The sequence below is a fragment of the Paenibacillus sp. 01T443 genome, assembly GCF_056398325.1.
Genome location: NZ_JBFTPE010000004.1, coordinates 296,163 through 321,888 on the forward strand (window position 1 = coordinate 296,163; position 25,726 = coordinate 321,888).

Genomic DNA, 25,726 nt, shown 5'->3' on the forward strand with positions numbered 1-25,726 from the left:
GCGAATGGCGATGAACAAATTTTTATTTTTTGTAGGCCGCGTTGTATTCCTCGATAATTTGAGCGCCGCCGCGCTTCTTCCAATCCTCGACCGCCTTGTCAAAGCCTGCTTTGTCGATGGAGCCGTAAATATATTTGTAAGTTGCATCTTTAATAATTTCTTGAAGCTCCGTGCCCTTCTCGGTGTAAGCGGCAGAATCAAGCGGCGCCGTTGGATCGGCGATGGCGATTTTCTCGTTCTCCACAATGAGCTGCTCCGCATGGATCCGTGCAGGAAGCTCGTGGAAGCCCTCGAACATACCGTTCGTTTCCGGCTCGCCGATGACGCTGTCCTTAAAGCCTTTGACCTCGCGCTCTGTCAGCTCTTTGTCCGCGGACGCTTTCGCTTTGCCGTCCACTACCGTGTAATGCGTGCCTTCGATGCCCCAATACATCATGTTCGCCACTTCCGGCGTCATCAGCTTATCGAAGAAGGCCAAAATTTTCTTGAGCTCCGCTTCGTCTTTAATTGCAAATTTAGGAAACAAAGCAACGTTGTTATAACCGGGAATGGACCACGAAGCCGTTTTTCCGTCCGGTCCGGCAACCATGCTGTGCGTATCGACAACAGCTGTCGGCACGTTTTTGACTAGATCCTTCACCAAGGAGTCCACATCCTGCATAGAGCCGATGTACACGCCCGCCTTGCCGCTTGTGAACATATTGACTTGATCTGTTTTGCTGGTTGCCGCAAAGTCGACGTTCATCGCTTTAGCATCACGGACTTTTTTGATAAAATCCATCGTTGCCGCATATTCCGGAGTCGTAAAGTCAGGCACGAGCTGGCCTTCCCTCTCGCCCCAGTTATTTGGCGTTCCAAACCAAGCGGCTACGGTTTTGAAGGCGCCGTAAATGAGATCGTTGCGATCGGCTAAGCCAATCGTATCCGGTTTGCCGTTTCCGTCCGGATCGCCGGTCGTGAATTTATCCATCATCGCAAACAGCTCATCTACGTTAGCCGGTGCGGCAATGCCCAGCTTATCTGCCCAGTCCTTACGGTAAATCATCCCTTGGCGGGCAAGCGGCCTGCCGATATACACCGAATAAAGCTTGCCGTCCACTTTCGTATTATTTAAAATTTCTTCCTTCAGCTTGCCTAGATTCGGAAACTCACTGAGATAAGGACCAATCTCCCAGAACTGGCCTTCGCGAATCGCTTCTTTCATTTGAACGAAGGTCGCTTGGTTTTTCAAATACGTAACCTGCGGCAGCGATTCCGTTGCAAAGGAAGCGTTCAGCTTCTCCTCATACGTATCTGCCGGGAAAAATTGATACGTCAGCTTCGTATTGGTCAGCTTCTCCAGCTCGTTTTTAATCGTAACCGGCGGTATCTCTGCAATGTTGAGCGGAAGCATGATCGTAATTTCGGTTGGCTTATCCGGTTCTGCCGGCTTAGCCGTTTCTTCTGTCTTAGCCCCGCTGTCGTCGCTTGGTGCCGGCGATGCATTTTGGCTGCCGCCATTGTTGCCGCCCGAGCAGGCTGCAAGCAATAAGCTAAACGTCAAAACCACGCCCATCAGAATCGAAAACGATTTTTTCTTCATACTGCGTTGACCTCCATATATCGTTTTGGTTGCTTCCCCTTCAAGCTACCATGCCTATTTGGAGTGCCGAAACAATCATTTGTATCGATGAGCGCCCGTTTTAGGCGTACCTGAGCTAATGATTACTGCCAGTGCGCATGACACTCGCCATAACAAAACAAAAAAAGAGCAGGGTATAAGCCTAAGCTTCACCTGCTCTCTTTCATTCTTTGGGCTGCTTCCCAAAATAAGCCCCCGTATACTCGCTCATCATGAGGCTGCCGCCGCTGTGCTTCCAACGGTCAACCTCCTGATAGAAGCCCTGGGCGCTGATTTGCCCGAGTATATATTTATAGGTCGCATCCGAAATGATTTTGTACAGCTCCATGCTCTTCTCGTCGTAGGTCTTCGATTCGAGCCCAATCGTGGGATCCTTCACGATAAATTTATCATTGTCGGCGCTTAGCCGCTCCGCCAGCTCCCACATCGTCTCCTGCTCCGCCACCTTGAGCAGGTTCGGATTACTTAGATCGGCAATCATAAGCGAATAGAGGGCATTCACTTCGGTGACGCGAAGCTGTGACGTTTCTTCAGGCAGCTCGACCTGCTCGCCTTTCATTCGATAATGCTTGCCTTCTATTCCGTAGCGCATCAGATTAGCTACATCCTCATCCATCGTACGATCGAAGAAAGCGAGCTGCGCCAGCAGCTCCTCTTCCGTCCGAATTGCTTTTTTGGAGAATAAGTACAGCCCGTTATAATTAGGAATCGACCATACCCGGTAGCCGTCCGGTCCATTTATACGGTTGACCAGCGTGAAGCGCGCTTCGGGATTTATTCGTTCCGCTTCATCGGACAGACGCTGCACGTCTGTCATGCTGCCGATATAAACGCCCGCGGCGCCTCTGATGATTTTGTCGCGCTGCACATCCTTGCTCGTGACTGCAAAGTCTGCGTTTATCAGCTGCTCATCATACAGCCGCTTCATAAAGTTCATCGTATCCATATACGGAGCGGTTTCGAATTCCGGAATGACCTTCTTATCGACAATACCCCAGTTATTTGGCGTCCCGAAATAGGAGCTCAGCGTCTTAAAGGCGCCAAACACTAAGTCGTTGCGATCAGCCAGCCCAACGGTATCGTTTTGCCCATTGCGATCCGGGTCCTTCAGCGTAAACTGCTTGATCACCTCATACAGCCCTTCGATCGTTCCTGGCGTGCTGAGCTGGAGATGCTCCAGCCAATCCTCCCTAATAATAATGCCCTGGCGCGACGACGGCCGCTCTGTGTATAGCCCGTAAATACGGCCGTCGATAGCGGCTTGTCCCAGAATGTCGGCATTTAATTGCCGCAGGTTTGGGAACTTCTCGAGATAGGGCCCAATCTCCCAGAACGAGCCGGAGCGGATCGCGTTTTTGACAAAAATATAATCAGTATGCTTAACAAAGGTTGCCTTCTTTAGCGAGTTGGTGGAAAGCGCCGTGTTCATTTTGTCCGTATAGATGCCGTCAGGAACCCAGTTTACATCCAGCTTTACGTTTGTCAGCTCCTCGATTCGGGCCAGCATTTCCGCGCTTGGCGGATGGGGGRAATGCAGCGGTGCCATGATCGAGATCGTTGTCGCAGCATGGTCGTTCCCCGTCTTATTTGGCGATGACGAAGACGCGCATGAAGCGCACAGCAGGAGGATAAAAAACGCTGCGATAAAACGGCAGCTAATGGACAGCTTTGCGCTTAGTGAACGGTTGCTCATGGGCAGCCCCCTTGTCTAATCAGCCTTTTCTCCCCATAATCTAAGGAAATGATTATCTGCAAGCCAGATGATTATTGCTCAAAATGTATGCGTTTACTAAAATAAAGCTAATGCTCTCTCATTCCTAGACAAGGTGTTGGTAGCTGTGCGGTCCTTAACTTTTTTAAGCAAGATGACGATTTTCGGCTTTCTGCTCAGCACGCTTCCGGTTATTTTTATCGGCGCTTTCTCCTACGTGACCTCATCCAATGAGATACAGAAAAATGTAAATGCAGGAAAAATGCAGCTGATTATGCAAATTAACTCAAATGTAGAGCAGAAATTGACGACTGTCAACCACACGCTGAATCAGGTCATTAACTCGACGGTGCTGAAAAAAGCGATGAACCAGCCGCTTACCGTAAATGAATTTGTGATGTACGATGATTTGCGCAATGAAATCCGGCATATGCAGTCCTTCGATACGAAGCTGGAGGATGTTGTGCTGATCAACGAGCGGCATAACTGGATGATTAAAAATTCAGGGCTCTACCCCTTCGAGCAATACGCTTATTATGAGGAGCTGTCCGGCTTGATGCAAGTGCCCGATGGCACCTCTTGGGTTCTGAATCCCTCCCGCTGGTTTTATAGTGAGGAATCCGCAGGGAGCGCTGCTTGCAGCTACAGCATCAGCCTCGTGAAGAGGCTTCCAACGAACGGACTTGAAAAATACGGTCTGGCGCTTGCCAACATTCCGACTTGCAGCCTGCAGGAGCTGTTAGAGCGCGATGATGACCCCTTATCCTCGATTATGATTTTGGATGACCAATATCGCATTCTGCTTCACCCGGACCAGACGCTCGTCGGTAAGTCTGTCACGGCAAGCGGGCTGCGTTTAGGACAGTTCACCGAGCCCTCCGGACAATATACGGAAACTGTCGACCAGAAGGAATACTCGGTAACCTATTACCGCTCCGAGCTCAATGGCTGGATCTATTTATCCGCAACCTCCATTGCAAGCATGACGAAAGAATCCAATAAAATCGGGACGTATACGCTATATGTATGCTTATTCATGCTTCTGCTCTCGATGCTGCTGGCTTGGATCGGCTCGCGACGCATGTATTCACCGATACAAGTGCTGCTGAATCAAATCGGCGAGCGGCTGACGGACATTCAGAAACGGAAAACAAATGAATTTCAAGTCATAGGCGAGCGCGTAACGCATCTGTTTCAATCCAAGACCGAGCTTGAGAAGGAATTGCGGCAGCATATACATCAGGTTCGCACCTTTTTCTTCATGAAGGCCTTTCAAGGCCAGGTCAAGCAGAGTGAAATGAATGAGAAGCTGATCCAGTTTGGTTATGGCACACAGCTGGCCGAATGGAAGACGATGGCTGCGATTACGCTGCAGATCGACTTTCTCGAGAACAGCCGCTATTCCAAAAATGATCTGGAGCTGCTACTGTTCGCGGTTCATAATATGATCGAGGAGCTGATCCCGTACGAGCAGCGCCTTGCGCCAATTATCATGGATCAAACCATTGTGACCATCATCGGCAGCACAGCGCATGACTTAGAAGCCTTTAGCAGCGCTAAATACGCGCTTACCGAGCATTTGCAGCAGCAAATTGCGAGCTGCCTCAACGTGAAGGTCAGCATTGGCATGAGCCTGCCCTTTAACTCCTTCTCCTCGCTGGCAATGGCGTACAGGGAAGGTCTTGAGGCGCTTAAGCACCGAATGAAATTGGGCGAGGGCATCATCATACAGTACGATAATGTGAACGAGGGTAAACATTATTTGAATCTCAACTATCCGGCGCACATCGAGAATGAGCTGATGGATGCTGTGAAGCTGGCAGAGAAGGATAAATCAAAGGAGCTGCTTCGCGCCTTTTTGCAGGCGGTATTTGCAGTCGAGCTGTCCCCTCAGGAATATCAAATTCCGCTTGCCCGTCTTCTCAATAATCTGCTGATTGTGATGCAGGAATCAGGAGTAAGCCTGAGCCAGATTCATCCGATGAAGGGCTCGCTGCTCAAAGAGCTGCTCGAGCTTCACACTTCAGCCGAAATTGAGGATTGGTTTTGGACAAAGGCCGTCTATCCAATGATCAAAATATTCAAGGACCGGCAGGAAGAGCAATATCACAATATTTCGGAGAAAATTATCGATCTCGTCCAGCATCAATATGATACGGATCTGACGCTGGAGGAATGCGCCTCGCGCCTGCACTATAATGCCAACTATTTGAGCAGCGTATTCCGCAAGGAAACGGGCCATTCTTTTAGCGAATATTTATCTATGTATCGTTTTAAAATGGCGAAGAAATGGCTTGCGGACAGCGATATGCCCATCAAGGACATCGCCGCGCTGCTTCGCTACAATAATCCGCAAAACTTCATCCGCTCCTTCCGCAAGCAGGAGGGCATTACGCCCGGGCAATATCGCGATAAAAGGCGAAACATGTAAAATAATAAATCCATTTGGAAGATACTATGCTATACTCTTCAAAATGAATGGGAGGCTGGACGTATGACAAATCGACCGTCAACTGAAGAATACTTTCCTTATCATGAGCAATACATTAGCTTGGTAGCTGAAGGCGATGTAACGGAATTGCTAACAGAGCAGCTGGCAAGCACTACGGAGCTGTTATCCGATATTCCGGAAGCGCGGGCAAATTACCGGTATGCGGAAGGGAAATGGACGCTGAAGGAAGTAATCGGCCATATCTCGGACAATGAACGTGTCATGGCTTATCGGCTGCTTCGGGCCGCACGCGGCGACAAGACGCCACTCGCCGGCTATGATCAGGATGAATTCATGGCCGCCGCTTCGTTTCAGGACTGGAGCTTAACGCAGATCATTGAAGATTACATATCCGTTCGCAAGTCCACGCTTACTTTATTGCGCGGTTTGACAGACGAAGCATGGCTTCGCATCGGCATATCTAACGGAGGCAGCGTCTCCGCGAGAGCTATCGCGTATATCATTGCCGGACATGAGCTTCATCATCTGAAAATCATTCATGAAAGATATCTAACTAAATAGCCGGTGCGGCGCTTGTCGGCGAATAAAACCTATATGTAAACCATAAGTTATGATAACATGGTTAACATATAGGTTTTTTAGATAAGGAGCGGTACGTTGATGACGATTCGATTACGCGGGCATCATCTGTTATGTCTGCTTGGTTACCGAGGCATGGGGTATTCTGATGATTTTTGCGTTAATATGACCGCTATCTATGAGACGCTCCGTCAGGAGCCTCAAACGGAAATCGAAATTATAATCGGTACTGACGATGTTTGCCGAGCCTACCCGCCGGACAAAGCCTACCACTGCGAGGGCACCGTTTACGGCTTGGATGAAGCGGTATTATCGAAGCTTGGGCTCATTGCAGGCACAAGGGAAAGCTGGCAAGCTCTATGTAGCCGGGTAGCTGAGACCATGGTGCCGGAAGACATTAGCCGGCTATGCACAACCTGCCCGTGGGAGAAATACGGCGTATGCGCCGAGGGCGTCGGGCTCGTCGCCCTCGGCAAGCCCCTGCCAAAAGTCGGAGCGTAACAGCCATTCGCGAAAAAAAATACGGTAAGGACGGCATGCTATTGCATGGTTCCTTACCGCATTTTTTATTCACTTAGCTGACAACGAGCCGTTTCCAACCGTTCATGTAGGGCTGAAGAGCCGCCGGTATATGGATCGAGCCATCCTCCTCTTGGTGATTTTCGAGAAGCGGAATCAATATGCGCGGGCTGGCTACTGCCGTGTTGTTGAGCGTATGGCAGAATTTCAATGTCCCGTCCCCGGCTCGGTACCTTATATTCGAGCGGCGTGCTTGAAAATCATGCAAATTCGACGACGAATGGGTCTCTCCGTACGCATCGCGGCTTGGCATCCACGTTTCGATATCATATTGCTTATACGTTTTTTGCGACATGTCACCGGTACAAACCGCCATAACCCGGTATGGCAGCTCCAGGCACTGCAGCAATTCCTCGGCATTCGCCGTTATTTCCTGCAGCATCGCCTCCGACAGCTCGGGATCTGCCTCGCATAGGATAACCTGCTCAACCTTCGCAAACTGGTGAACGCGGTATAAGCCATGAACATCCCTGCCTGCCGAGCCAACCTCGCTGCGAAAGCAGGTCGATGCCGCGGCAAGCTTGATTGGCTTCTCAGTCTCTACGATTTCATTGGCATAATAAGTGATCATCGGTACCTCCGAGGTGCCGACCAGCCATTTATCGTCGTTCGCGATACGGTAGGTCTGATCCTCGCCCAGCGGGAAAAAACCGGTGTTGCTCATCGCATCCGTACGAACCATTAACGGTACATCAAGCAGCGTGAAGCCCTTTTGCAGCAGCAAATCAACAGCCAGCTGCTGAACCGCGCGATGGAGCAGAACGCCCGCTCCCTTGAGGTAATAATTGCGGCTGCCCGCCGCCTTGACGCCACGCTGAACATCGATCATACCGTGAAGCTCGCCGAGCGCCATATGGTCCTTTGCCTCGAAAGCGAAGCTTGGCGCATCGCCAAGCCGTCTCATCTCCACATTATCCGCATCCGAGCGTCCAATTGGCGTATCAGGCGAGACGATATTAGGAACCAGCACCAGCAGCTCTGCCAAATGATGCTCGACGCTCGCAAGCTCTGTTTCCACGGCGTTCAGCTTCTCATTCGTATCCTTTACCTTCTGTTTTACCTCCGCTGCCTCCTGCTCCGCTCCTTGCTGCATCAGCATACCAATGTGATGCGAAAGCTTATTGCGCGTCTCCCGCAAAGCCTCCGTCTCCTGAAGAAGCAATCGCTTCTTCTCATCCCGCGACAGCAGCTCGGCAACCGAGAGCCGAATTCCCTTCTGATCCGCCACCGTCTGAACCTGCTCACCATTTTGCCTAATCCATTTCATGTCTAACATGACACCGCGCTCCTTTTTTATGAAAATACAAAAAACGCCCTCATCCCTATGGGACGAGGAGCGTTTTTTACTCGCGGTGCCACCCAAATTGACTGAACAGATTCTGCTGTTCAATCCTCTTTGTTCCGCGGTAACGGGCGGGTCCGGTAAACTTAGGGGGAAGGCGCATCCCTCCCCTTGACGAGAACGCCTCCGAGTTGGATTCTCTTCATAGGCGTGATCCGATTATTAATTTATAGTACTATAGCACAGGATTCGGAAGGAAAACAAGTAAACGCGCGGATTATAATATTTCCGGCTTATCGTATACATATGCTTTACGAGAAGGGTTTGCTCTGCTTGCCCACGAATAATACACGTACAATAAAGGCTGGATGGGAGAAGTGGATAACGTGACCAATGATCCTCATGTGCAGGAGCTTACCACGCTCAAAACGATAGCAGAAACGTTAAATCAGTCGAATGATCTTAATGATATGCTGGACACGGTGCTGGGGAAGCTGCTTGAGGTGACCGGGCTTGCCTCTGGCTGGATTTTTCTCATTCGTTCAAACCATGAATATGTATGCGTCGCGGATCGCAATTTACCGCCTGCCTTGCTGTACAAAGAGAAGCAGCTCATGCAATGCGGTTCCTGCTGGTGTCTGGACCGCTATCAGGATGGCCGGCTAAAAAATGCGGTTAACATCTTAAGCTGCAAAAGGCTGGAAACGGCCAAAAGGACCCAAACAGGCGATACCTGCGGCTTGACTCACCATGCGACGGTTCCCCTGCGAATCGGCGAGCGGGAATTCGGCTTGTTGAATGTAGGCTCTCCGGGGAAGGCGCATTTCACGAGCGAGGAGCTTGCCCTGCTGCAGGCGGTAGCCTATCAAATAGGCGTTGCCGTCGAGCGGATCCGGCTGCATGAGGCCGAGCAGCGGCGAGCGGAGCTCTTTTCCAGGCTCGGCGGGTTCAGCCGTTCTTTAACCATCGCTCTCAGCGAAGGAGATGCTGGCTGCCAGCTGAATTTATATGCCATGCAGCTGGTAGGCGCTCATTTTAATTGGCCGTTTGCGGCATTGCTTGAGCGCTGCGATGACCATTTTGTCTTGCGCAGCATGCGCTTTGGCCATGAATCCTTGACGCCTAATACGCATATATCGCTTGCTCAGGCCGAATGGCTCGGGCAGGTTGGCCGTGCGCAGGGCTACCAAGAAATAACGGCATCCAGCGTATCCGTCCTTACGGAAAACCTAGAGCAGCGGGATTTATTCTCGCCGCTTCAATCCTTTATGGCGGCCCCCGTCGCGTTCGGCGACACTGCCGCATGCGGCGTGCTGGTCATTGGCCATAACGAAAGCTGCGGACTCAATCAAGTCGACGGTGCGGTACTCGAAGCCGTAGCTGAGCATTTGGCTATCGCGCTTGAAAACGCCAGGCTGGAGGTCGTCCGGCTCGATTTGGCGCGGCTGGAAGAGCGGAACCGCTTGGCGCGCGACTTGCATGATTCCGTATCCCAAATGCTGTTTTCTATAAGCATGACGGCCAAGGGCGTGGAGAGCCTGCTAAACAGGAATAACCTCGAGACGGCCACGGCTGCTGTGAAGGACATGCAAAACTTGTCGCGGGACGCTTTAAAGGAAATGCGCGCGCTTATTGTACAGCTTCGACCCGCAGCTGTGGAGAAGGGAATCGTAACCGCATTGGCGGAGTACGGCATTAGGCTTGGCCTTCAAGTAAACGGACAGACGACCGTTGCCGCATCGCTGCCCCATGCTGCCGAGGAAGCGCTTTGGCGAATTGGCCAAGAGGCGCTGAATAACGTTTCCAAGCATGCAGGCACGGCAAAGGTTAACGTAACGCTGGCGGCGGACCCCTATGAAATTAGGCTGAACATTACGGATTTTGGCCGCGGCATTAAGAAAAGCGGCGCGGGCGCCAGTAAGGAATCATTCGGATTATCAACGATGCGAGAGCGGGCTGAATTGCTTGGCGGACGTTTTCATCTGAGCAGCAAGGCAGGAAGAGGCACAACGATTGAGGTCGTGCTCCCGCTATAAATAGATGCAACGGAGAGGCGGACGGAGAAATGACGATTAAACTGCTTTTGGCTGATGATCACGTCATGGTGCGCAGAGGCCTTCAGGTTTTTTTATCCACCCAATCGGATATTCAGCTTATCGGCGAAGCGGCTACCGGGCAAGAAGCATTGGACCAAGTTGGAGTCTTGCAGCCGGATGTCGTATTAATGGACATTAATATGCCAGGTATGAGCGGTATTGAAGCGACGAAGCAAATCAAGCTGCTGCAGCCCCATGTAAAGGTCATCATCCTTACCTCCTTTTCCGATCAGGACCATGCGCTTCCAGCCATTCGCGCTGGTGCCAAGGGCTACCTGCTCAAGGATATCGAACCCGAGGAGCTTGTTCGCGCCATCCATAACGTTCATAACGGCAAGGTGGAGCTCCACCCAGACGTAGCAGGTCAGCTGATGAACCAATATGCCGAGGCGGGGCAAGAAACATCCCCCACTGCGGATAATGCCTTGGCTGAGCTGACAGCCAGAGAGCATGAGGTATTAAGATTGATTGCATCTGGCAAAAGCAACCGTACGATTGCGGAGGAGCTCTTTATCTCAGAAAAAACAGTAAAAACCCATGTCAGCCATGTTTTGAGCAAGCTCGGCTTGACCGACCGCACACAGGCTGCTATTTTTGCGGTGAAGCAGGGACTTATTTAACTTATAAGACTATAGTCGTAGAGCATTCAACCAATGGTTGAATGCTCTTTCAGGTTGAAAATCCGTCCTAATATGGACGTTATTTCATATTCGAAGTGATACGATAGAGTCAATCAAAGGGAATGACGAAAGGAAGATTTTAATGAAAATCGTAATCATAACAGGAAGCAACCGAAAATCCGCAACCAGCACCCGTCTCGCGGTAAATGTGGGACAGCTGATTTCGCAAAAAGGCCATCATGTCCAGCTGTTTGATTTATTTGAAACGCCGCTGCCTTTTTATTCGCCTGAAGGAATTGGCTACGACCATGCAACCGTTCAGTCGCTTCAGCAAGCCATGCTGCAGGCCGATGGAGTAGTGCTGGCAACGCCCGAGTACCACGGCAGCATTTCGGGCGTACTCAAAAATGCGCTGGACTACCTGGGACAGGATCACTTCCGCGGAAAAGCCGTGCTGTCCATGAGCTCCGCCGGAGGCGCCGTCGGCACAAGCTCGCTGCTGCAGCTGCAATCCATCGTGCGGAATCTCCACGGAATCAACTCACCGGATTGGGTTTCCATCGGCGGCGCGCAGCGAAACGAGCTCGCTGACGGATTAGCCGGCTACGAAGGAAGCGGCCAAGGGATAAACGACCGTATCCATCGCGCAGCCCTATCCTTCCTCGAGCTAGCAGCACGGGTAAGAGGTAACTAAAGTCGACGAATTAAGGCTGCATACGCATATTTGTGCTGACTGACCACTAACTTGGCAGCTTCATTCACTGTAAAGACCTATATGTGTTCAAAACCGCTAACTAAGCAGTTATTCCCTTAAGAGCCAATGCGTACTTACAAGACAACAACAACAAGGGCTGTACCCTCACTTTAAGCGCAATTGCGTGCTTACAGCGAGGGCACAGCCCTTTTATCTGTTTCAAATGTCCAGCATTTTATGGCGAATCTTGTCCGCCACGATATTCCGACGGCATTCGACCGGTATTGCATTTCTTCGATGCATTCCAACACTTATCAAGCGTACTCTCATGCTTTTCGAATTATAGTCACACTTAGTATTACCTAGTATCCCTAAGAGAAAGCACGCGAGGATGCTGAGGCGGAATTTTTACGATTTATGGTTGAAAATACGAGGTCTGGTTTACAATACGGTGAAAAGAGAAATGACAGACTGAATAAGTCTGCCTATCTTGAAGGAGGTCATTATGCCGAATACAGTGACGACACTACCGCATGCTAAACGCAGGAAAAAGGGTTTCACGGCTTTTGCCGCTTTTGGCATAGTCATGATATTACTGGCTGGCTGCGGACAAACAGGTACGAGTGAACTGGCGTCTGACGACACTAATGAAGACATCGCAACAATCGCGCCTACGAATGAAGCTGAAGCGGCAAATGCTATGAATGAGGAGGGAAATCCCTTCGCAGCCGCGGGCATTGACGATCCTGCAGCTTTTATCAAAATGTTCGAGATTGCAAAAGCGGCTGTAGCCGCGGATGAGAAGGCTGCCGTAGCAGAGCTTATCCTGCTGCCGCTGCGAGTAAACGGAGAAACGCCAATTGCGATTAAATCCAAGGAAGAGTTTATAGAAAAATACGATCAGATCATAACCCCATCCGTAAAGGATGCATTGGCGGCCCAAAAGGTCGATGATCTATTTGTTCGAGACCAAGGCGTAATGGTCGGATCAGGTGAGCTTTGGTTCGGCGCATCCGCGGAGGAGCCTCAGGTTTACGGTATCATTGCCGTTAATCCGGTGCCGATACGATAGAGGCGAATCCATAACGAAGCTGATTTCGGATAAAATTATTGGTCCAGACGTTTTGTTGACACAAGACGATCTGGATATTTTTTTGAAACAAACACAAAAAGCGAATGAAAGCGTTGACATTTTTCGATTTAAAGTTATACAATCCACTTGCAAACCTAAATATTGTCATCTACTCCATTCATAATACACAATATATTTCCCAGGTAAATATTGATAAAAACTCGATACGCTAATTGTGGCTATGGGCTATTTAGCCGAGGAAAGGTGAATTTAGAATGAAAAAGTATCTTTATAGGCCGTCATATCATTTTATGCCAGAACGAAATTGGATGAACGATCCGAACGGGACGATTTTTTACGAGGGCCATTATCATTTGTTCTATCAATACAATCCTTACGGTGACAAGTGGGGAACCATTCATTGGGGGCATGCTCGAAGCGTGGATCTGGTGAATTGGGAGCATCTTCCGATTGCGCTTTACCCTTCTACGGAACTTGGCGAAACACATTGCTTCTCCGGCTGCGCCTTATATGACGGGATTGAAGCCAAGATTTTCTATACGAGTATCGGCGAGGGCGAGAGAAATCCGGCCACGGGCGCCGAACAGTGGATGGCAACGAGTACTGATGGTTTGCTGAGCTGGAAGAAGCATCCGGGAAATCCCGTCATCACGTCCGGGATTCACGGTGGTGCAGCTATTAGGGAATGGCGCGATCCTTTCGTATGGCGGGAAGGCGCGGACTGGTTCATGGTTACCGGAGGGGCGTACGAAGGCAAAGGCTGCGTCACGATTTACAAATCGGCCGACCTAATTAATTGGTCATTCCTAAATTTTCTTTATATAGATTCTGAGGTCGCTCTGTGTGAATGTCCTCTGGTTTATCATCAGGATGACAGGTACATTCTCATCTATTCTCCGGGCGGAGTTGTGAAATACTTAACAGGAACACTCACGGATTCTTATCAGTTTGTTCCCGAAACGAAGGGGACGATCGACCATGCAGGCTTGGAAGGTTACTATGCGCCTAATTTGCTTATAGATGATAAAGGAAGATGTATCTTGTTTGGGTGGATGCCTGATGTTGCGAGGGGAGATTTCGAAGGCGCTGCAGGTTGGTCGGGCGTACAGGCACTGCCGCGGAAGCTTGAATTAACAGCTTCAGGAAAGCTCGCAATGAGGCCCATCCCTGAATTTAAGAAGCTGCGCGGACGGCATTCCGGACAGGCTGACCTCTCTGCAGAAGGCGATGGCCTGAGGACAGGCATCGAAGGAAGGGCATTGGAGCTGATTGCAGAGTTCGACCTCACTGGCGCAGAATCTTCTTTCGGCATTGGCGTACTGCGCTCCGAAGACGGCCAGGAAGAGACGCGCATTGTTGTTGATCCTATCGCTCAACAAATAACGATCGACCGGAGCCATTCAAGTTTGTCGCCACTTCCTCACAGTATGCCAATCACCGGCAATTACGAGGCAGAAGAGGGGCAGCTGAAGCTCCATGTCTTCGTCGATCATTCTACGGTTGAGGTATTCTGCAATGAAACGACATGCTTGTCAGCCAGGGTTTATCCGACGCTGGAGCAAAGCACGGGAGTGCGGCTGTATGGGAAGACGGCTCATGCGTCGACTACTCAGTTCGATATCTGGGAACTTTCCGCATCGAAAATATGTTAGTACCAAGCAAAAAATGCCTCTAATTTAGGCATTCAGAATGTCGAGAAACCCAACGTTATTTCAAACGTTGGGTTTCTCTTTTCATTTTTGGACTGGTTTAAGTAAGTAAACACCAAACATTATGGTGGTTGATTTAACATGATCACCCCTGTGCTTGCAGCGGTTATTCGCATGCCGGCGGCTAATTGCTGGCAAGCGCATTTCGAAAGGCTAAAATATATTTGGATTGGTCCAGCGGGTTTACGCCTCGTCGTACCCTCTCTGCCTTCACATCTGGCGGACATTCGCGATAGCCCGCGAAGAAGGTCGCTAAGGCGCCTCTCCCCTTCGTAAGCGAACCGAATCTTGCGGGAAAATCAAGTGACGTTGCTACCGGCAGCGTTCCTTCGATCTCCATTCTCTCCTGCCTGACGACCGGCGTATCAAACTCGCCTCGCATGAGAATCAATTCATTCATAAGCTTGCCGCCCGTCTCCTCCGGAATTGAAAGACGGAACGAGAGCATCGGCTCCAGCAGCTTCACGCCAGTATGCGATAAGCCATCCATAATGCCCATCGGCGTCGCCAGAGCAAAATCGAGTGGATGTGTATGCCATACATGATGCTCGCCTTCAATGAGAGTCACCTTTAAGTCTGTTACTTCCCAGCCAAAAAGCCCTTGCTGCAGCGCTTCAGGCACACTGCGGGCTACTTCATGCTGATAGCGTTCGAGCAGACGCTCCGAACGGACCGTCGCGCTGTAGGTTAGCCCGCTTCCGCGTTCGCCAGGCTCGATGCGGAACCGCAGAATGGCCCAGCATGGCTTGGGCATCGTATAAGCAATAAAACCCTCGCCTATTTGGGCAGGCGTTTCTTTGTAAATGACGGAGGGCTGACCGAATTCAACCTTCAAGCCATACCGATTGTTCAGCAGATGGGTCAGAACTTCGATCTGAATCGGACCCATCACCTTGAGATGCAGCTCGCGCTGCTCTTGCAGCCACTGCAAATCCAGCAGCGGGTCTTCATCCGCCAGCTCCTGCAGCGCTGCGACGACTGCCGGGTATTCCGCCTCATTGCTCCACTTCACTTGAACGGTTAGCAGCGGCACAGCCAGCCGCGTCTCACCGGGAACATAATCCGCGCAGCCGATAATATCGCCAATACGCGCCTGGTTCCAGCCGCAAACGGCAGCAATATCGCCTGCTTCCAGCAGTCCGACATCCTCAGCCTTCTGCCCGTCGATTTTGCGGATCTGCGTAATTTTCTCCTCAAGCTGCTGCGTCTCATTGCGAACGGAATCACGATTGCGCAAAACGCCGCTATATAAACGCACATAGGCGATCCGCCCCATTGCCGCATCACGTTCAATTCGGAATACAACGCCCGACACTGGGCCGTTCGAGACCGTTAACGGCGGGGGGAGGAGCGATACCATCGCCTGCATCAGCGGTTCAATCCCTATTCCTCTGTTTGATGCGCCAAAAAGAACAGGATACAGCTCCCCCTTCTGCGTCAGTGAGGGCAGCTTTTGAATAAGCTCCTCCCTAGGAAGCGTTCCGCTGTCCAAATAATGGAGAAGCAGCGACTCCTCCCGCTCAGCCACCGTTTCTTCCAGCAGCTGCAAATAGCCTTGCGCATCACCCGTATCGTCAGCTGCTAAGTCGAGCACGCTCAGCGCGCCGCTAAAGCTGTCCTCTATACCGAGAGGCGCTTGAACAGGTGCTGCCTGAGGGGACAGCAAACGCCTGATTTGCTTTAACGTCCCCTGCGGGTCAGCTCCAATGCGGTCCATCTTGTTTACATAAATAAGCGTTGGGATGTTGCGTTCCCGCAGGGCATGCCAAATGACCTCCGTTTGAGCCTGTACGCCTTCAACCGCCGAAAGGATAAGGACGGCCCCATCCATGACGCGCAGTGATCGCTCCACCTCGGATAAAAAATCGACATGGCCGGGTGTATCAACAAGGTTAATCGTCACGCCCTGCCAAGAAAAGCGGGTAGCCGCAGCGCGTACTGAGATTCCCCTGGAGCGTTCAACTTCCAGAAAGTCCGTCTGGGACGTGCCCGCATCAACGCTGCCAAGCGACCGAATTCGGCCGCTGTGGAATAAAATCTGCTCCGTCGTGGTCGTTTTCCCCGCGTCAACATGTGCGAATATTCCGATGTTTCGTATATGTTTTGAAGCATTAGTCTCCATTTTGCATGTCTCCCCTAACTCGCTCGTCCTTTCCTTATCCTAACGCTGAAAGCGCCTTCCAGCAAGCGTAAACGGCTGTCGCTGCTCTCTTCGTTAATTGCAGCAGTATAAAGGGGACAAATAAAGCAAAAAAACAGCTTATCCCAGCAATCGCCCGGATAAGCCGTTTACAAGCGTAAACGGCTTACGCCGTACTTGGCGGCAAAAGCTCGTTTCGCGGTGAAATATAAGCATCGTATAAGGTATACTTTCTTATATTTAATGATAGCTAAATTAAAATTAGCCTTGTTGAGTCGCTTCAATATCAATCGAGACTTTCACTTCATCGCCGATAAGGACGCCGCCCGTTTCCAATACAGCATTATAAGTTAAGCCGTAATCGCTGCGTTTAAAGCTGCCCGTAGCGCTGAAGCCTACTTTTTCATTGCCCCATGGATCTTTGCCCGCGCCCTCGAAGCTAACGGCAAATTTCTCAGAGCGCGTTACGCCATGCAGGCTCACGTCGCCGACAACGGAATACTCGCCGTCATCTGTTTTCGTAATAGTCGTCGATGTAAATACGAGAGACGGATGTTTCTCTATGTCAAAGAAATCCGGTGTACGAAGATGTGCGTCACGGTCTTTATTGCGTGTGTCTACGCTATTAAGGTCGATTGTCAGCTGAATGTCTGCAGAAGTCAGATCATCGGCGTCAGCAATAATATTCGCTTCGAAAGCGTGAAAAGAGCCTTTTACCTTTGCGATCATCATATGCTTTACTGAGAAATCAATGCTGCTGTGCGTTGCATCAACGATCCATTGTGATTTTACCATGTTAAATCTCCTCCTATGAATACGTGTTTTATAATTTACTTACTTTTTACAATGTACTAACTTTTGTTATGTATAATCATATATTATTGCTTAGACACAAAATTGTCAAATATATTTTTGCGTTTTCCCCGTAAATCCATAAGGCCATATTTGCTCAAGCGTAAGCGGCTTATGCCGTACTCTGCAGCAATATTTCGCGTAGATGTATAATAAAAAAAGGGACACCCTGGAAGTAAAACAGCTTCCTGATGTCCCTTTTGCTTATAGCCGTCTATCCTTGCAGAACCGCCGGCTTATCCTTATGCTCGCGCTTGACCAGCGCATGCTTCTCCCACGCTCTGCTGCGCCAGCGGAAAAACATAATAAACGCGCGCAGCCATTCATCCGCGGCAATCGCCAGCCAAATGCCAGCCAAACCTAAATCCAATACAAAGATGAAAAAGTAACCGAGCGGAAGGCTCATCGCTACCATCGAGAACATGCCAATCCAGAGCGGATATTTGGCATCCCCCGTTGCACGCAAGGAGTTGACGAGCACAATGTTGATTGTACGTCCTGTCTCCAGCACAATGCTCAGCAGCAGAACGTTTATCCCTAACCGGATAATCTCCTCGTCATCCGTAAACATTCGCATCAACGGCTCGCGGAACGCGATGACGAGCAGCACAGCGAATAAAGTTACACCGCTTGCCCAGCGTACGCTTTTCCAAACCCGGTGATAGGCTGTCGTTTGCTCGCCTGCCCCGACAAGCCGGCCGACGATAATCGATGTACCCATGCCGATCGCAAAGGCAAACAAATAAGTAAACATCGAAATGTTATTCGCGTAATTTTTGGCTGCAAGCGAGGCTGCGCCAAGATAAGTCGCATAATATAAGAATACGATCTGACAGGCTTGGTACATCACCTGCTCCAAAGCAGACGGTATGCCGATTTTCAAAATTTTAGCGATATACTCCTTCGACAAGGTAAAATAGTAGTGCAGCTCTACCCTCACCGACATAATTCGATACAGCATCCAGAAGAAAACGACCAGCGCTAACGCGCGGCTGATGACGGATGACAGCGCCGCACCCTGTACGCCCATCTCCGGAAAGCCGAACTTACCGAATATGAGCAAATAGTTAAAGATAATATGAACGACATTCATGCCAAGCGATACAAGCATCGCTTCCTTCGTAAAGCCATGCACGCGAATAATCGCCGAGATGGAGTTAATAATCGCTTGCAGGAAAATCATCCCGCCTACGATCGATAGATAGCTTTTGGCATGGACGAGGATCTCGCCCTGCAAATTCAATGTCTGCAGCAATTGACCGCCAAACAGCACGAACGTTAAGCTTATAAGCAGCCCGACTGCTAGATTGAGCGTTACGGCAAGAGCTGATATTTTTGCGGCTTCTATAAACTTTCGAGACCCGATATATTGCGCAACGACGATCGACGCCCCGTTACCGATGACCTCCAGCAGCAAAATGGCGATATGCAAATATTGATTGGATGCCCCGACGCCGGATACGGCATTATCCGAAATTGCGCTAAGCATGAGCGTATCCGCGATTCCCATGAGCATAAACAAAAAGATTTCTAAAAATATAGGCCATGTTAGGAAAAACAAATTAATGCCCTTCTGCTCCTGCTGCCCTTGTCCTTTACCGGCTTCTGCCGTTGTCATGTTGTCACCTTCTTCTAATAGGAAAAGTAAAGCACAAGGTATCGTAGCATATCGAGAGGGCTATTGCACGTTAGAAATGTGCTTTTACACGAATAAAATGTTGGTAGTTTCGATGTAAACGCATACTTGTAAAACTAGAATTCAGATCTACAAGCGTAAACGGCCGCAGTCGTCTTTTTTCGACGGCAAAAGCTCGTTTCGATGAGATATATAAGCATATTGATAAGTAAAAACAGAATGTCTTATATATAAAAAAAGACTATTCTAAAGCCGTCAAAACGGCCTCCGAACAGTCTTCCTCTTTATAATTTAAAATGATAGATATCATTATTGCTCTTCAGACTCTTCTTCAGCAGCTTCTTCCTCAGCCGCCTCTTCTTCCGCTTCCTCTGCAGCATCTTCCTCTACTGCAGCAGCAGCTTCTTCCGCTTCTTCTTCCAGTTCAGCCTCAACAGCTTCTACTGCTTCTTCCGCTGGAGCCTCTTCTGAAATGAGTTCTGCGGTCTCTTCCGCGCCTTCTTGAACTACTTCTTCCTCTTGGCTCATATTATTCACCTCCTACTTCTTATTACCTTAATAATAGCGCTTTCATAGAACTAAACAAGGGGTGTAAAATGTCGCTTTATAAGAAGTATTTCCGCTTTTTGTAGCGTTCGATTCCATTCGCGATCATTCGACGAATATCCCCCCGCCACAGGTCTAGGACTTCGTTCAGACCTACGGCGGTTTTTCAATTCTCGCGAACTAAATAAGATGAAATACGACTAGTAAACGGTTTCTTCTATAGAGCCCACAAACGCAGAAAAACAATTCTTCAGGAGGCTATTTCGATGTATTCACTACTCATTAATTCGGAGCTCGGCGCTTTAATGCTATTTGTTATTTTTTCCTTTATCGCCGCCGGGAAAGCGTCAAAGCTTATTTATAACCCATCGGAGAAGCAGCTTTACCGCAAAACCCGCAAGCTTATTTTTTGGTCCGTCAGCCTCAGCCTGCTCGCTGCTGTAATGGCTGCTGCTGATATCATTCTTGCAGCTACTTCGCATCCTTTATTTTGGATGGACCGGCTGCTTGTTCGCACACCGCTTGCCTTGCTGCCTGTCCTCCTCATTTGGTTCTACTCCTTCCCCAGACTCCGTAAGCTCTTGCAGCGGACGGGGGGACGCTCGGAAAATGCTCCTGATGTCGCACGCCGCCGCCAAGCTTCCGATCCGATATTTATCGTTCCCTTTCAACTAGCGGCATTGTGCTCTGTTGCGCTGTTTTATTTTGCTTTCGTGCCGCCCATCCCCTTCCATTGGACAGCAATTACCATGCCGGCTACCCTATTATTGTTCGTTGCCTGCTTGCTGTGGATGCTGCAATCCCGCCGCAACCAGCTTGCAGCGGAGGCAGCGCTTGTCTACCGCCCATGGCGGCGCCGGCTGACGCATACCGGCATGCTCCTTGCCATTTTAGCCGTCAGCAGCATTCCGTTCCTTACGGCCATGGAGAGCAGCCGGCTGCCTAAGACACTAAGCATGATGTCAGGAAAAGCAGATTACGGAATAGCAGGCCACGCTTCACAGGGACATACGCTTGAAGATCACCCGCCTCATACGGCCATGAATCAAGCCAGCAAAGAGGTTGGAGCAGCCCCTTCCATTCCGGTCACTGAGCTGACTGGACCGCGCACGGGCATACCCGATCGCAAGTTCACGCTCACTGCCGAGCAGACGACCATTACTCTCCGCTCCGGCAAGCAGGTAGAAGCATGGACCTATAACGGTCAAATCCCTGGCCCTGAGCTCCGTATGAGGGAAGGAGAGCTCGTCGAAGTTACACTCATAAACAAAGATATCGAGGACGGCGCAACGCTGCACTGGCACGGCCTGGATGTGCCAAATGCCGAAGACGGTGTCGCCGGCGCTACTCAAAATGCAGTAATGCCCGGGGAAACCTTTACGTATCGTTTTATCGCGGAGCAGACGGGGACCTTCTGGTATCATTCTCATCAGAACTCCAAAACGGCAGTTGAGAAAGGTCTGTTCGGCGCACTTATCGTGGAACCGCAGGAAGCGGTCTCCGTGGATGTTGAAGACATTACAGTTATCACGCACAACTGGCGCGGCGCAGGCATGTCGATCGGATCTGAACAGGCTGTGCAGCGAAAAACAATCGCACCCGGCACGACGATTAAGCTTCGCCTTATCAATACAGATGATTGGGTCCGGCAAAACTATATTTTAACGGGGGTTCCTTTCAAAGTAACCGCGATAGACGGCACCGACCTGACTGGTCCGACAGAGCTGCAAAACCAAAGCCTCGACTTGCTCACCGGCGGCCGGTATGATGTCACCTTTATCATGCCTGACCATCCTGTCTTCCTACGGGTAGGGAATGGCAATTCCCTGGGTATACTAATGAGCAATGATGGTAGCGGAGACATTCCGGAGCGTCCCGCTGTAACAACCTTTGATCCCACCCATTACGGGACTGCGGCAGCAGACGCTCCTTTTAATAGAAACAGCAAGTTTGATCGCGAGTTTATGATGATATTAGACAATCGCTTTGCCTTTTATAACGGAGGCTTTGCCGCCTACGATACGATTAACGGCGAAGTCTTTCCGAATACGCCCATGTTTGTCGTGAAGGAGGGCGAACTTGTGAAAACAACCATTATTAACCGCAGCTCCGTCGAGCACCCGATGCATTTGCACGGCCATCATATGCTGGTGCTGTCACGCAACAATGAGACTGTAAGCGGGAGCCTCTGGTGGTCCGATACGCTCGATGTCGCTCCGGGCGAATCTTACGAGGTCGCTTTCCGCGCGGATAACCCCGGCATCTGGATGGACCACTGCCATAACCTTACGCATGCGGCCGCCGGCATGACGATGCATCTCATGTACGAGGGCGTTGCATCGCCGTTCGAGGTCGGTACGGCTACCCCGAACCATCCGGAGTAGATGAAACTGGACTTTAGTCCAGTTTGCAATTTTACCTACAGCAGGAGGACAGTCATTTTCATTATATGCTATGCTGAATGCAGCTAATAAAACGTGGATAGGGGTGCTTTTGAACAATGAATTTAAGAACAATTGGCGGGCTTGTCCTCCTGCTGCTCGGTGCTTGCTTATTTCTAAACCAAGGCGAAACCTTCGGCCCTGGCAAAATATTTGCCTACTTCTGGCCATCGTTATTCGTTATTCCGCTCGGACTTTTTTTCCACTGGCTATACTTCTCGATGATCGGCAGAAAAGGAACCGGGCTGCTTATCCCTGGCGGCATTTTGTTTACCGCAGGCGTCATTTGCCAAATCGCCATGCTCTTCAATAATTGGGAATACATGTGGCCAGGCTTTATTCTTGCCGTTACCGTCGGCTTGTTCGAATTTTATTGGTTCGGAAACCGCAACAAATGGCTGCTTATCCCCATCAACATTTTGAGCGTGCTGTCGCTCCTCTTCTTCGCAGTTTTCTCAATCGGCTCCTTCTACAACAAATTCGTGCTCAGCCAGCCGATTATCGCCATCGCATTCATTCTTGCCGGCGCCATGCTTCTTCTAATGAAGAAGAAGGACGCCTAACAGCTTCCTCCTGCAATGTGGTATAATCACAAGCATCGCAACAGCTGCTTCGCAAACTAAGCCCATGCTTACGAAGTGGTTTGCTTCGCAAACTTTAGGAGGAAACATATGCTGTCTTTTGAACAAAAGCTCGCTGTTATCGAAGCCTTTCCCGAATTGGTACGGAAGGACGTCTCTCTAGGCCGCACCAACTTCCACTATGAAGAAAGTGCCCATGAGAAAAAGTCGGTCGTGCACCATCTGCATCCGAACGGAAACGGCTATGTATTCGCCGGCCTGGTGCCTGGTGTAGCAACCGATGACAAAGGCCTCGTCAATATTAGGGACTTTACGGAGGAAGAGCTTCGCTCGATTATCGAAAAATCGATTAGCTCCCTCGCTATAGCACCTCCGGAGAAACCGGAATCGAAAAAGAAGAAAAAGAAAAAACCAGCCCTGGAACAGCGCTGGATCGGACCGGACAACGCCGTGTTAACGCTGCTTTTCGAAGAAGATCTATGGTATTTATATGCCGATCTTAACCTCGAATCTGCCTTTGAAACGTATGAAGAAGCAGAAGAATATCTCCTCGAGGAACAGTTCACGCGCGAATAATCTAATACAAAAGTCAATTAAAGGAGAACCGGACAGGTTTCTCCTTTTTTCTATGCAGATAAACAGGATTTTTGTCATCCCGTGTCTAATTGTAGTATGTGCACCTTAGAACCCCGGGGGGATATCCAATTGTCCATTAAAACAAAACTATCATTTTCAATTTCAATCATTGTTGCCGTCATTTTGGCACTGAGCTTATCTATCTATTATTTTTCCTCCAAAGCTGAGGTGCAGACCAGTCTCGAGCAGCAGGTAAACAATATTGCCAAGCAAATTAGCCTCACGATTGCAGCATCGGAAAGCGCCCGGCAATCCATGGAGGATTCCATCGGCGAGAAGCTGAGAAACGTTGCTATTGCAGCCAAGGAGCAGCTTGATCCCGATATTGATAAAGTTAAAAACGAACAGCTCGTCGAGCTAAGCCGCAAGCTTGGCGTCGATCATATTACACTTTGGAAACGCTTTGATGACGATGTTATCGTTTTAAAATCATCCGACCCCAATGAGATTAATATGAGCTCCAAAACGTGGGACTATTGGCATAGGGCATTTTTGCAACTTTTTGAAAATCATAACGTCACCATTCCCCAAGGGCAAAAGCTGGAAAACTTTTGGTCGGGACCGTTTAATTTCTCCACCTCAGACCCTAAAAAAATAAGGAAATGGGGCGACTATTACGACGGAACGACGAACTATATGATTAATCCTTACGTGAATGCGCAAGTGCTTCTCGATTTCGACAATTCGATCGGGACGAATTCCATCGTCAATAAGATCATTGCCGATCAGCAGGATATTCTGGAAATTACCGGCTTCGATCCGCAGTTTTTCGGAAAAAGTCCAATCATAAAAATGAAAAAAGGCATTCCTGTATACAATTTGGACGTACGCGACATTCCCTTTGGACAATACACCTACAAAGACCAAGAGAATGATTCCGTTAATATACAAAAAGCGCTGGACAGCGGTAAGACGGTTACGGCGAAAAGCAATATCATGGGCAAGCAAGTCATGAAAACCTTTATTCCGATTACCATCGACAAGACCTATGTCATCTGTATCAGCTTCGACCATCAATCTATTTTGAAGCCGCTTAAACGCCAGCTGATTATGCAATCGCTTATCTCACTATGTCTCGTTCTGGTAACGATGTTTGCGAGTTATTTTATTGCTGGCTTTATGATTCGCGGCCTGAATCAAATATTGAATAAAGTAAATGCGATCGCCACAGGAAATTTCAGTAAAATCATTACAATCCGCAGTAATGATGAGTTAGGCCTGCTTGCTTCACGCATCGATACAATGGGCAATAATTTGTACAGCTATACCACTCAGCTCCAGGATACGGCTGAAGAGCTGCGAAACACGAAGCAGTACCTGGAATCTTTCGTAAATCATACATCGGATGCGATTCATGTTGCAGATTTAGCGGGCCAGGTCATTCAGGTGAACAAAGCATTCGAGAAAATGTACGGCTGGAGTGAGGAGGAGGCGCTTGGCAGGCCGCTAGATAATGTGCCAAGCGATTATCTCAGCTCGCAGCATGAGCTGGAGGCTAACGTGCTTCGAGGCGGCTCCGTAACCGACTTTGAAACCGTCCGATATACCAAATCCGGTCAGCTCATTGATTTAAGCATTACAGTATCTCCAATACGCGATGAGCTGGGCGACATTATTGCGATCGCCACCATTTCACGGAATATTACGTCCCGTAAGCAAACTGAAGAAATCATACGACGCTCCGAGAAGCTGTCGGTGGTCGGACAAATTGCGGCAGGCGTTGCTCATGAGGTGCGTAACCCGCTGACGACCCTGAGGGGCTTTGTGCAGCTGCAGCAGCAGACTGGCTCTTTAACGCCTTCTCATCTCGAGGTCATGCTAGGCGAGCTTGATCAGATTAATATGATCGTGAGCGAGTTTCTCGTATTCGCTAAGCCGCAGGCCACTCATTATCAGCCGGTAAACTTAATTACCCTTGTCGGCGATATTATGATGCTGCTCGATTCAGAAGCAAAGATGAGCAATGTTCAGCATGCTTTGCTCGCCGGCGCCGAGCTGCCCGAGGTTATAGGCGAGGCGAACCAGCTTAAGCAGGTTTTCGTCAATATTATGAAAAACGGAATTGAAGCCATGCCAGAAGGCGGCGTGCTTTCCATCAAGCTTGAAAGCAATAATAGAAATGCGATTATATTGCAGTTCATTGATCAGGGCTGCGGAATTGCTGAGGATGATTTGATACGCTTGGGCGAGCCCTTCTTTACGAAAAAGGCAAGCGGCAACGGCCTTGGCCTCATGGTCAGCCAACAAATCATCGCTGCCCATAAAGGATCTATTGTTTTCCGAAGCGAGATTGGCAAGGGTACCTGCGTTGAGATTACACTGCCTATTCAAGCGAAATAACTACAAAAGGCAAGAAGCTGACGCCAAGTTTAGCTTGGCGTCAACTTTCTTCATTTAAATCAAGAGGAATATATTCTTTGCTGATCCTCTCTGCTCCCCTTCCTCGTTTCAAGCTCCT

General features: G+C 49.6%; 18 protein-coding genes and 1 pseudogene. 12 read left to right on the top strand and 7 right to left on the bottom strand.

Annotated features, from left to right (window positions below):
* Positions 1-22 precede the first annotated feature (22 nt).
* Complete coding sequence (locus AC1DLI_RS07485) at positions 23-1,582, bottom strand: extracellular solute-binding protein (RefSeq protein WP_477601076.1); 1,560 nt, start codon at positions 1,580-1,582, stop codon at positions 23-25.
* Positions 1,583-1,784: 202 nt separating this feature from the next.
* Positions 1,785-3,314 (bottom strand): extracellular solute-binding protein, encoded by a 1,530-nt coding sequence (locus AC1DLI_RS07490; RefSeq protein ID WP_477601078.1) that lies wholly within the window; start codon positions 3,312-3,314, stop codon positions 1,785-1,787.
* Positions 3,315-3,459: 145 nt separating this feature from the next.
* Between AC1DLI_RS07490 and AC1DLI_RS07495 the strand changes: the two genes are divergently transcribed.
* From AC1DLI_RS07495 to AC1DLI_RS07505, 3 genes are all read left to right on the top strand, one after another.
* Positions 3,460-5,763: a helix-turn-helix domain-containing protein gene (locus AC1DLI_RS07495; RefSeq protein WP_477601080.1), complete on the top strand. Its 2,304-nt coding sequence runs from the start codon at positions 3,460-3,462 to the stop codon at positions 5,761-5,763.
* 63 nt (positions 5,764-5,826) lie between these two features.
* Positions 5,827-6,345, top strand: coding sequence for a DinB family protein (locus AC1DLI_RS07500; protein ID WP_477601082.1), 519 nt, complete (start codon positions 5,827-5,829; stop codon positions 6,343-6,345).
* A gap of 99 nt (positions 6,346-6,444) precedes the next feature.
* Entirely contained in the window at positions 6,445-6,864 is a 420-nt protein-coding gene (locus AC1DLI_RS07505) for a DUF1284 domain-containing protein (protein WP_477601084.1), read from the top strand.
* A 73-nt stretch (positions 6,865-6,937) separates the two neighbouring features.
* On the opposite strand, the gene serS is transcribed toward AC1DLI_RS07505, so the two are convergent.
* Positions 6,938-8,218, bottom strand: coding sequence for a serine--tRNA ligase (gene serS / locus AC1DLI_RS07510; protein ID WP_477601086.1), 1,281 nt, complete (start codon positions 8,216-8,218; stop codon positions 6,938-6,940).
* Between the two features lie 392 nt (positions 8,219-8,610).
* Here serS and AC1DLI_RS07515 point away from each other — a divergent pair, with 392 nt between their 5' ends.
* The 5 genes from AC1DLI_RS07515 (at position 8,611) to AC1DLI_RS07535 (ending at position 14,379) form a co-directional block, all read left to right on the top strand.
* Positions 8,611-10,260: a GAF domain-containing sensor histidine kinase gene (locus AC1DLI_RS07515; RefSeq protein ID WP_477601088.1), complete on the top strand. Its 1,650-nt coding sequence runs from the start codon at positions 8,611-8,613 to the stop codon at positions 10,258-10,260.
* Between the two features lie 29 nt (positions 10,261-10,289).
* Entirely contained in the window at positions 10,290-10,940 is a 651-nt protein-coding gene (locus AC1DLI_RS07520) for a response regulator (RefSeq protein ID WP_477601090.1), read from the top strand.
* Positions 10,941-11,082: 142 nt separating this feature from the next.
* Positions 11,083-11,634 carry an NADPH-dependent FMN reductase gene (locus AC1DLI_RS07525; RefSeq protein ID WP_308998044.1) on the top strand — a complete coding sequence of 184 codons (552 nt, stop codon included), beginning with the start codon at positions 11,083-11,085 and terminating at the stop codon, positions 11,632-11,634.
* A gap of 505 nt (positions 11,635-12,139) precedes the next feature.
* Positions 12,140-12,706 (top strand): hypothetical protein, encoded by a 567-nt coding sequence (locus AC1DLI_RS07530; RefSeq protein WP_477601093.1) that lies wholly within the window; start codon positions 12,140-12,142, stop codon positions 12,704-12,706.
* A gap of 275 nt (positions 12,707-12,981) precedes the next feature.
* A complete protein-coding gene (locus AC1DLI_RS07535) occupies positions 12,982-14,379 on the top strand; it encodes a glycoside hydrolase family 32 protein (protein ID WP_477601095.1) in 1,398 nt (465 codons plus the stop codon).
* Positions 14,380-14,560: 181 nt separating this feature from the next.
* Here AC1DLI_RS07535 and AC1DLI_RS07540 read toward each other — a convergent pair whose 3' ends face one another.
* From AC1DLI_RS07540 to AC1DLI_RS07555, 4 genes and pseudogenes are all read right to left on the bottom strand, one after another.
* Positions 14,561-16,558 carry a GTP-binding protein gene (locus AC1DLI_RS07540; RefSeq protein ID WP_477601097.1) on the bottom strand — a complete coding sequence of 666 codons (1,998 nt, stop codon included), beginning with the start codon at positions 16,556-16,558 and terminating at the stop codon, positions 14,561-14,563.
* Positions 16,559-16,837: 279 nt separating this feature from the next.
* Complete coding sequence (locus AC1DLI_RS07545) at positions 16,838-17,371, bottom strand: YceI family protein (protein WP_477601099.1); 534 nt, start codon at positions 17,369-17,371, stop codon at positions 16,838-16,840.
* A gap of 271 nt (positions 17,372-17,642) precedes the next feature.
* A pseudogene (locus AC1DLI_RS07550) lies at positions 17,643-19,096 on the bottom strand (MATE family efflux transporter).
* Positions 19,097-19,373: 277 nt separating this feature from the next.
* Positions 19,374-19,592 carry a hypothetical protein gene (locus tag AC1DLI_RS07555; RefSeq protein ID WP_477601101.1) on the bottom strand — a complete coding sequence of 73 codons (219 nt, stop codon included), beginning with the start codon at positions 19,590-19,592 and terminating at the stop codon, positions 19,374-19,376.
* 284 nt (positions 19,593-19,876) lie between these two features.
* Between AC1DLI_RS07555 and AC1DLI_RS07560 the strand changes: the two genes are divergently transcribed.
* From AC1DLI_RS07560 to AC1DLI_RS07575, 4 genes are all read left to right on the top strand, one after another.
* Entirely contained in the window at positions 19,877-21,994 is a 2,118-nt protein-coding gene (locus tag AC1DLI_RS07560; RefSeq protein ID WP_477601103.1) for a multicopper oxidase family protein, read from the top strand.
* A gap of 116 nt (positions 21,995-22,110) precedes the next feature.
* Positions 22,111-22,614, top strand: coding sequence for a hypothetical protein (locus AC1DLI_RS07565; protein ID WP_477601105.1), 504 nt, complete (start codon positions 22,111-22,113; stop codon positions 22,612-22,614).
* Positions 22,615-22,722: 108 nt separating this feature from the next.
* Positions 22,723-23,208: a hypothetical protein gene (locus tag AC1DLI_RS07570; RefSeq protein WP_308998053.1), complete on the top strand. Its 486-nt coding sequence runs from the start codon at positions 22,723-22,725 to the stop codon at positions 23,206-23,208.
* 129 nt (positions 23,209-23,337) lie between these two features.
* On the top strand, positions 23,338-25,608 hold the full coding sequence (locus tag AC1DLI_RS07575) for a PAS domain S-box protein (protein WP_477601107.1): 2,271 nt from the start codon (positions 23,338-23,340) through the stop codon (positions 25,606-25,608).
* Positions 25,609-25,726: the final 118 nt, after the last annotated feature.

Bases quoted from the DNA above. Each gene is read 5' to 3' on its own strand.
- AC1DLI_RS07485 (WP_477601076.1), bottom strand. From the start codon at position 1,582: ATGAAGAAAAAATCGTTTTCGATTCTGATGGGCGTGGTTTTGACGTTT.
- AC1DLI_RS07500 (WP_477601082.1), top strand. From the start codon at position 5,827: ATGACAAATCGACCGTCAACTGAAGAATACTTTCCTTATCATGAGCAA.
- AC1DLI_RS07505 (WP_477601084.1), top strand. From the start codon at position 6,445: ATGACGATTCGATTACGCGGGCATCATCTGTTATGTCTGCTTGGTTAC.
- serS (WP_477601086.1), bottom strand. From the start codon at position 8,218: ATGTTAGACATGAAATGGATTAGGCAAAATGGTGAGCAGGTTCAGACG.
- AC1DLI_RS07520 (WP_477601090.1), top strand. From the start codon at position 10,290: ATGACGATTAAACTGCTTTTGGCTGATGATCACGTCATGGTGCGCAGA.
- AC1DLI_RS07525 (WP_308998044.1), top strand. From the start codon at position 11,083: ATGAAAATCGTAATCATAACAGGAAGCAACCGAAAATCCGCAACCAGC.
- AC1DLI_RS07530 (WP_477601093.1), top strand. From the start codon at position 12,140: ATGCCGAATACAGTGACGACACTACCGCATGCTAAACGCAGGAAAAAG.
- AC1DLI_RS07535 (WP_477601095.1), top strand. From the start codon at position 12,982: ATGAAAAAGTATCTTTATAGGCCGTCATATCATTTTATGCCAGAACGA.
- AC1DLI_RS07540 (WP_477601097.1), bottom strand. From the start codon at position 16,558: ATGGAGACTAATGCTTCAAAACATATACGAAACATCGGAATATTCGCA.
- AC1DLI_RS07545 (WP_477601099.1), bottom strand. From the start codon at position 17,371: ATGGTAAAATCACAATGGATCGTTGATGCAACGCACAGCAGCATTGAT.
- AC1DLI_RS07555 (WP_477601101.1), bottom strand. From the start codon at position 19,592: ATGAGCCAAGAGGAAGAAGTAGTTCAAGAAGGCGCGGAAGAGACCGCA.
- AC1DLI_RS07560 (WP_477601103.1), top strand. From the start codon at position 19,877: ATGTATTCACTACTCATTAATTCGGAGCTCGGCGCTTTAATGCTATTT.
- AC1DLI_RS07565 (WP_477601105.1), top strand. From the start codon at position 22,111: ATGAATTTAAGAACAATTGGCGGGCTTGTCCTCCTGCTGCTCGGTGCT.
- AC1DLI_RS07570 (WP_308998053.1), top strand. From the start codon at position 22,723: ATGCTGTCTTTTGAACAAAAGCTCGCTGTTATCGAAGCCTTTCCCGAA.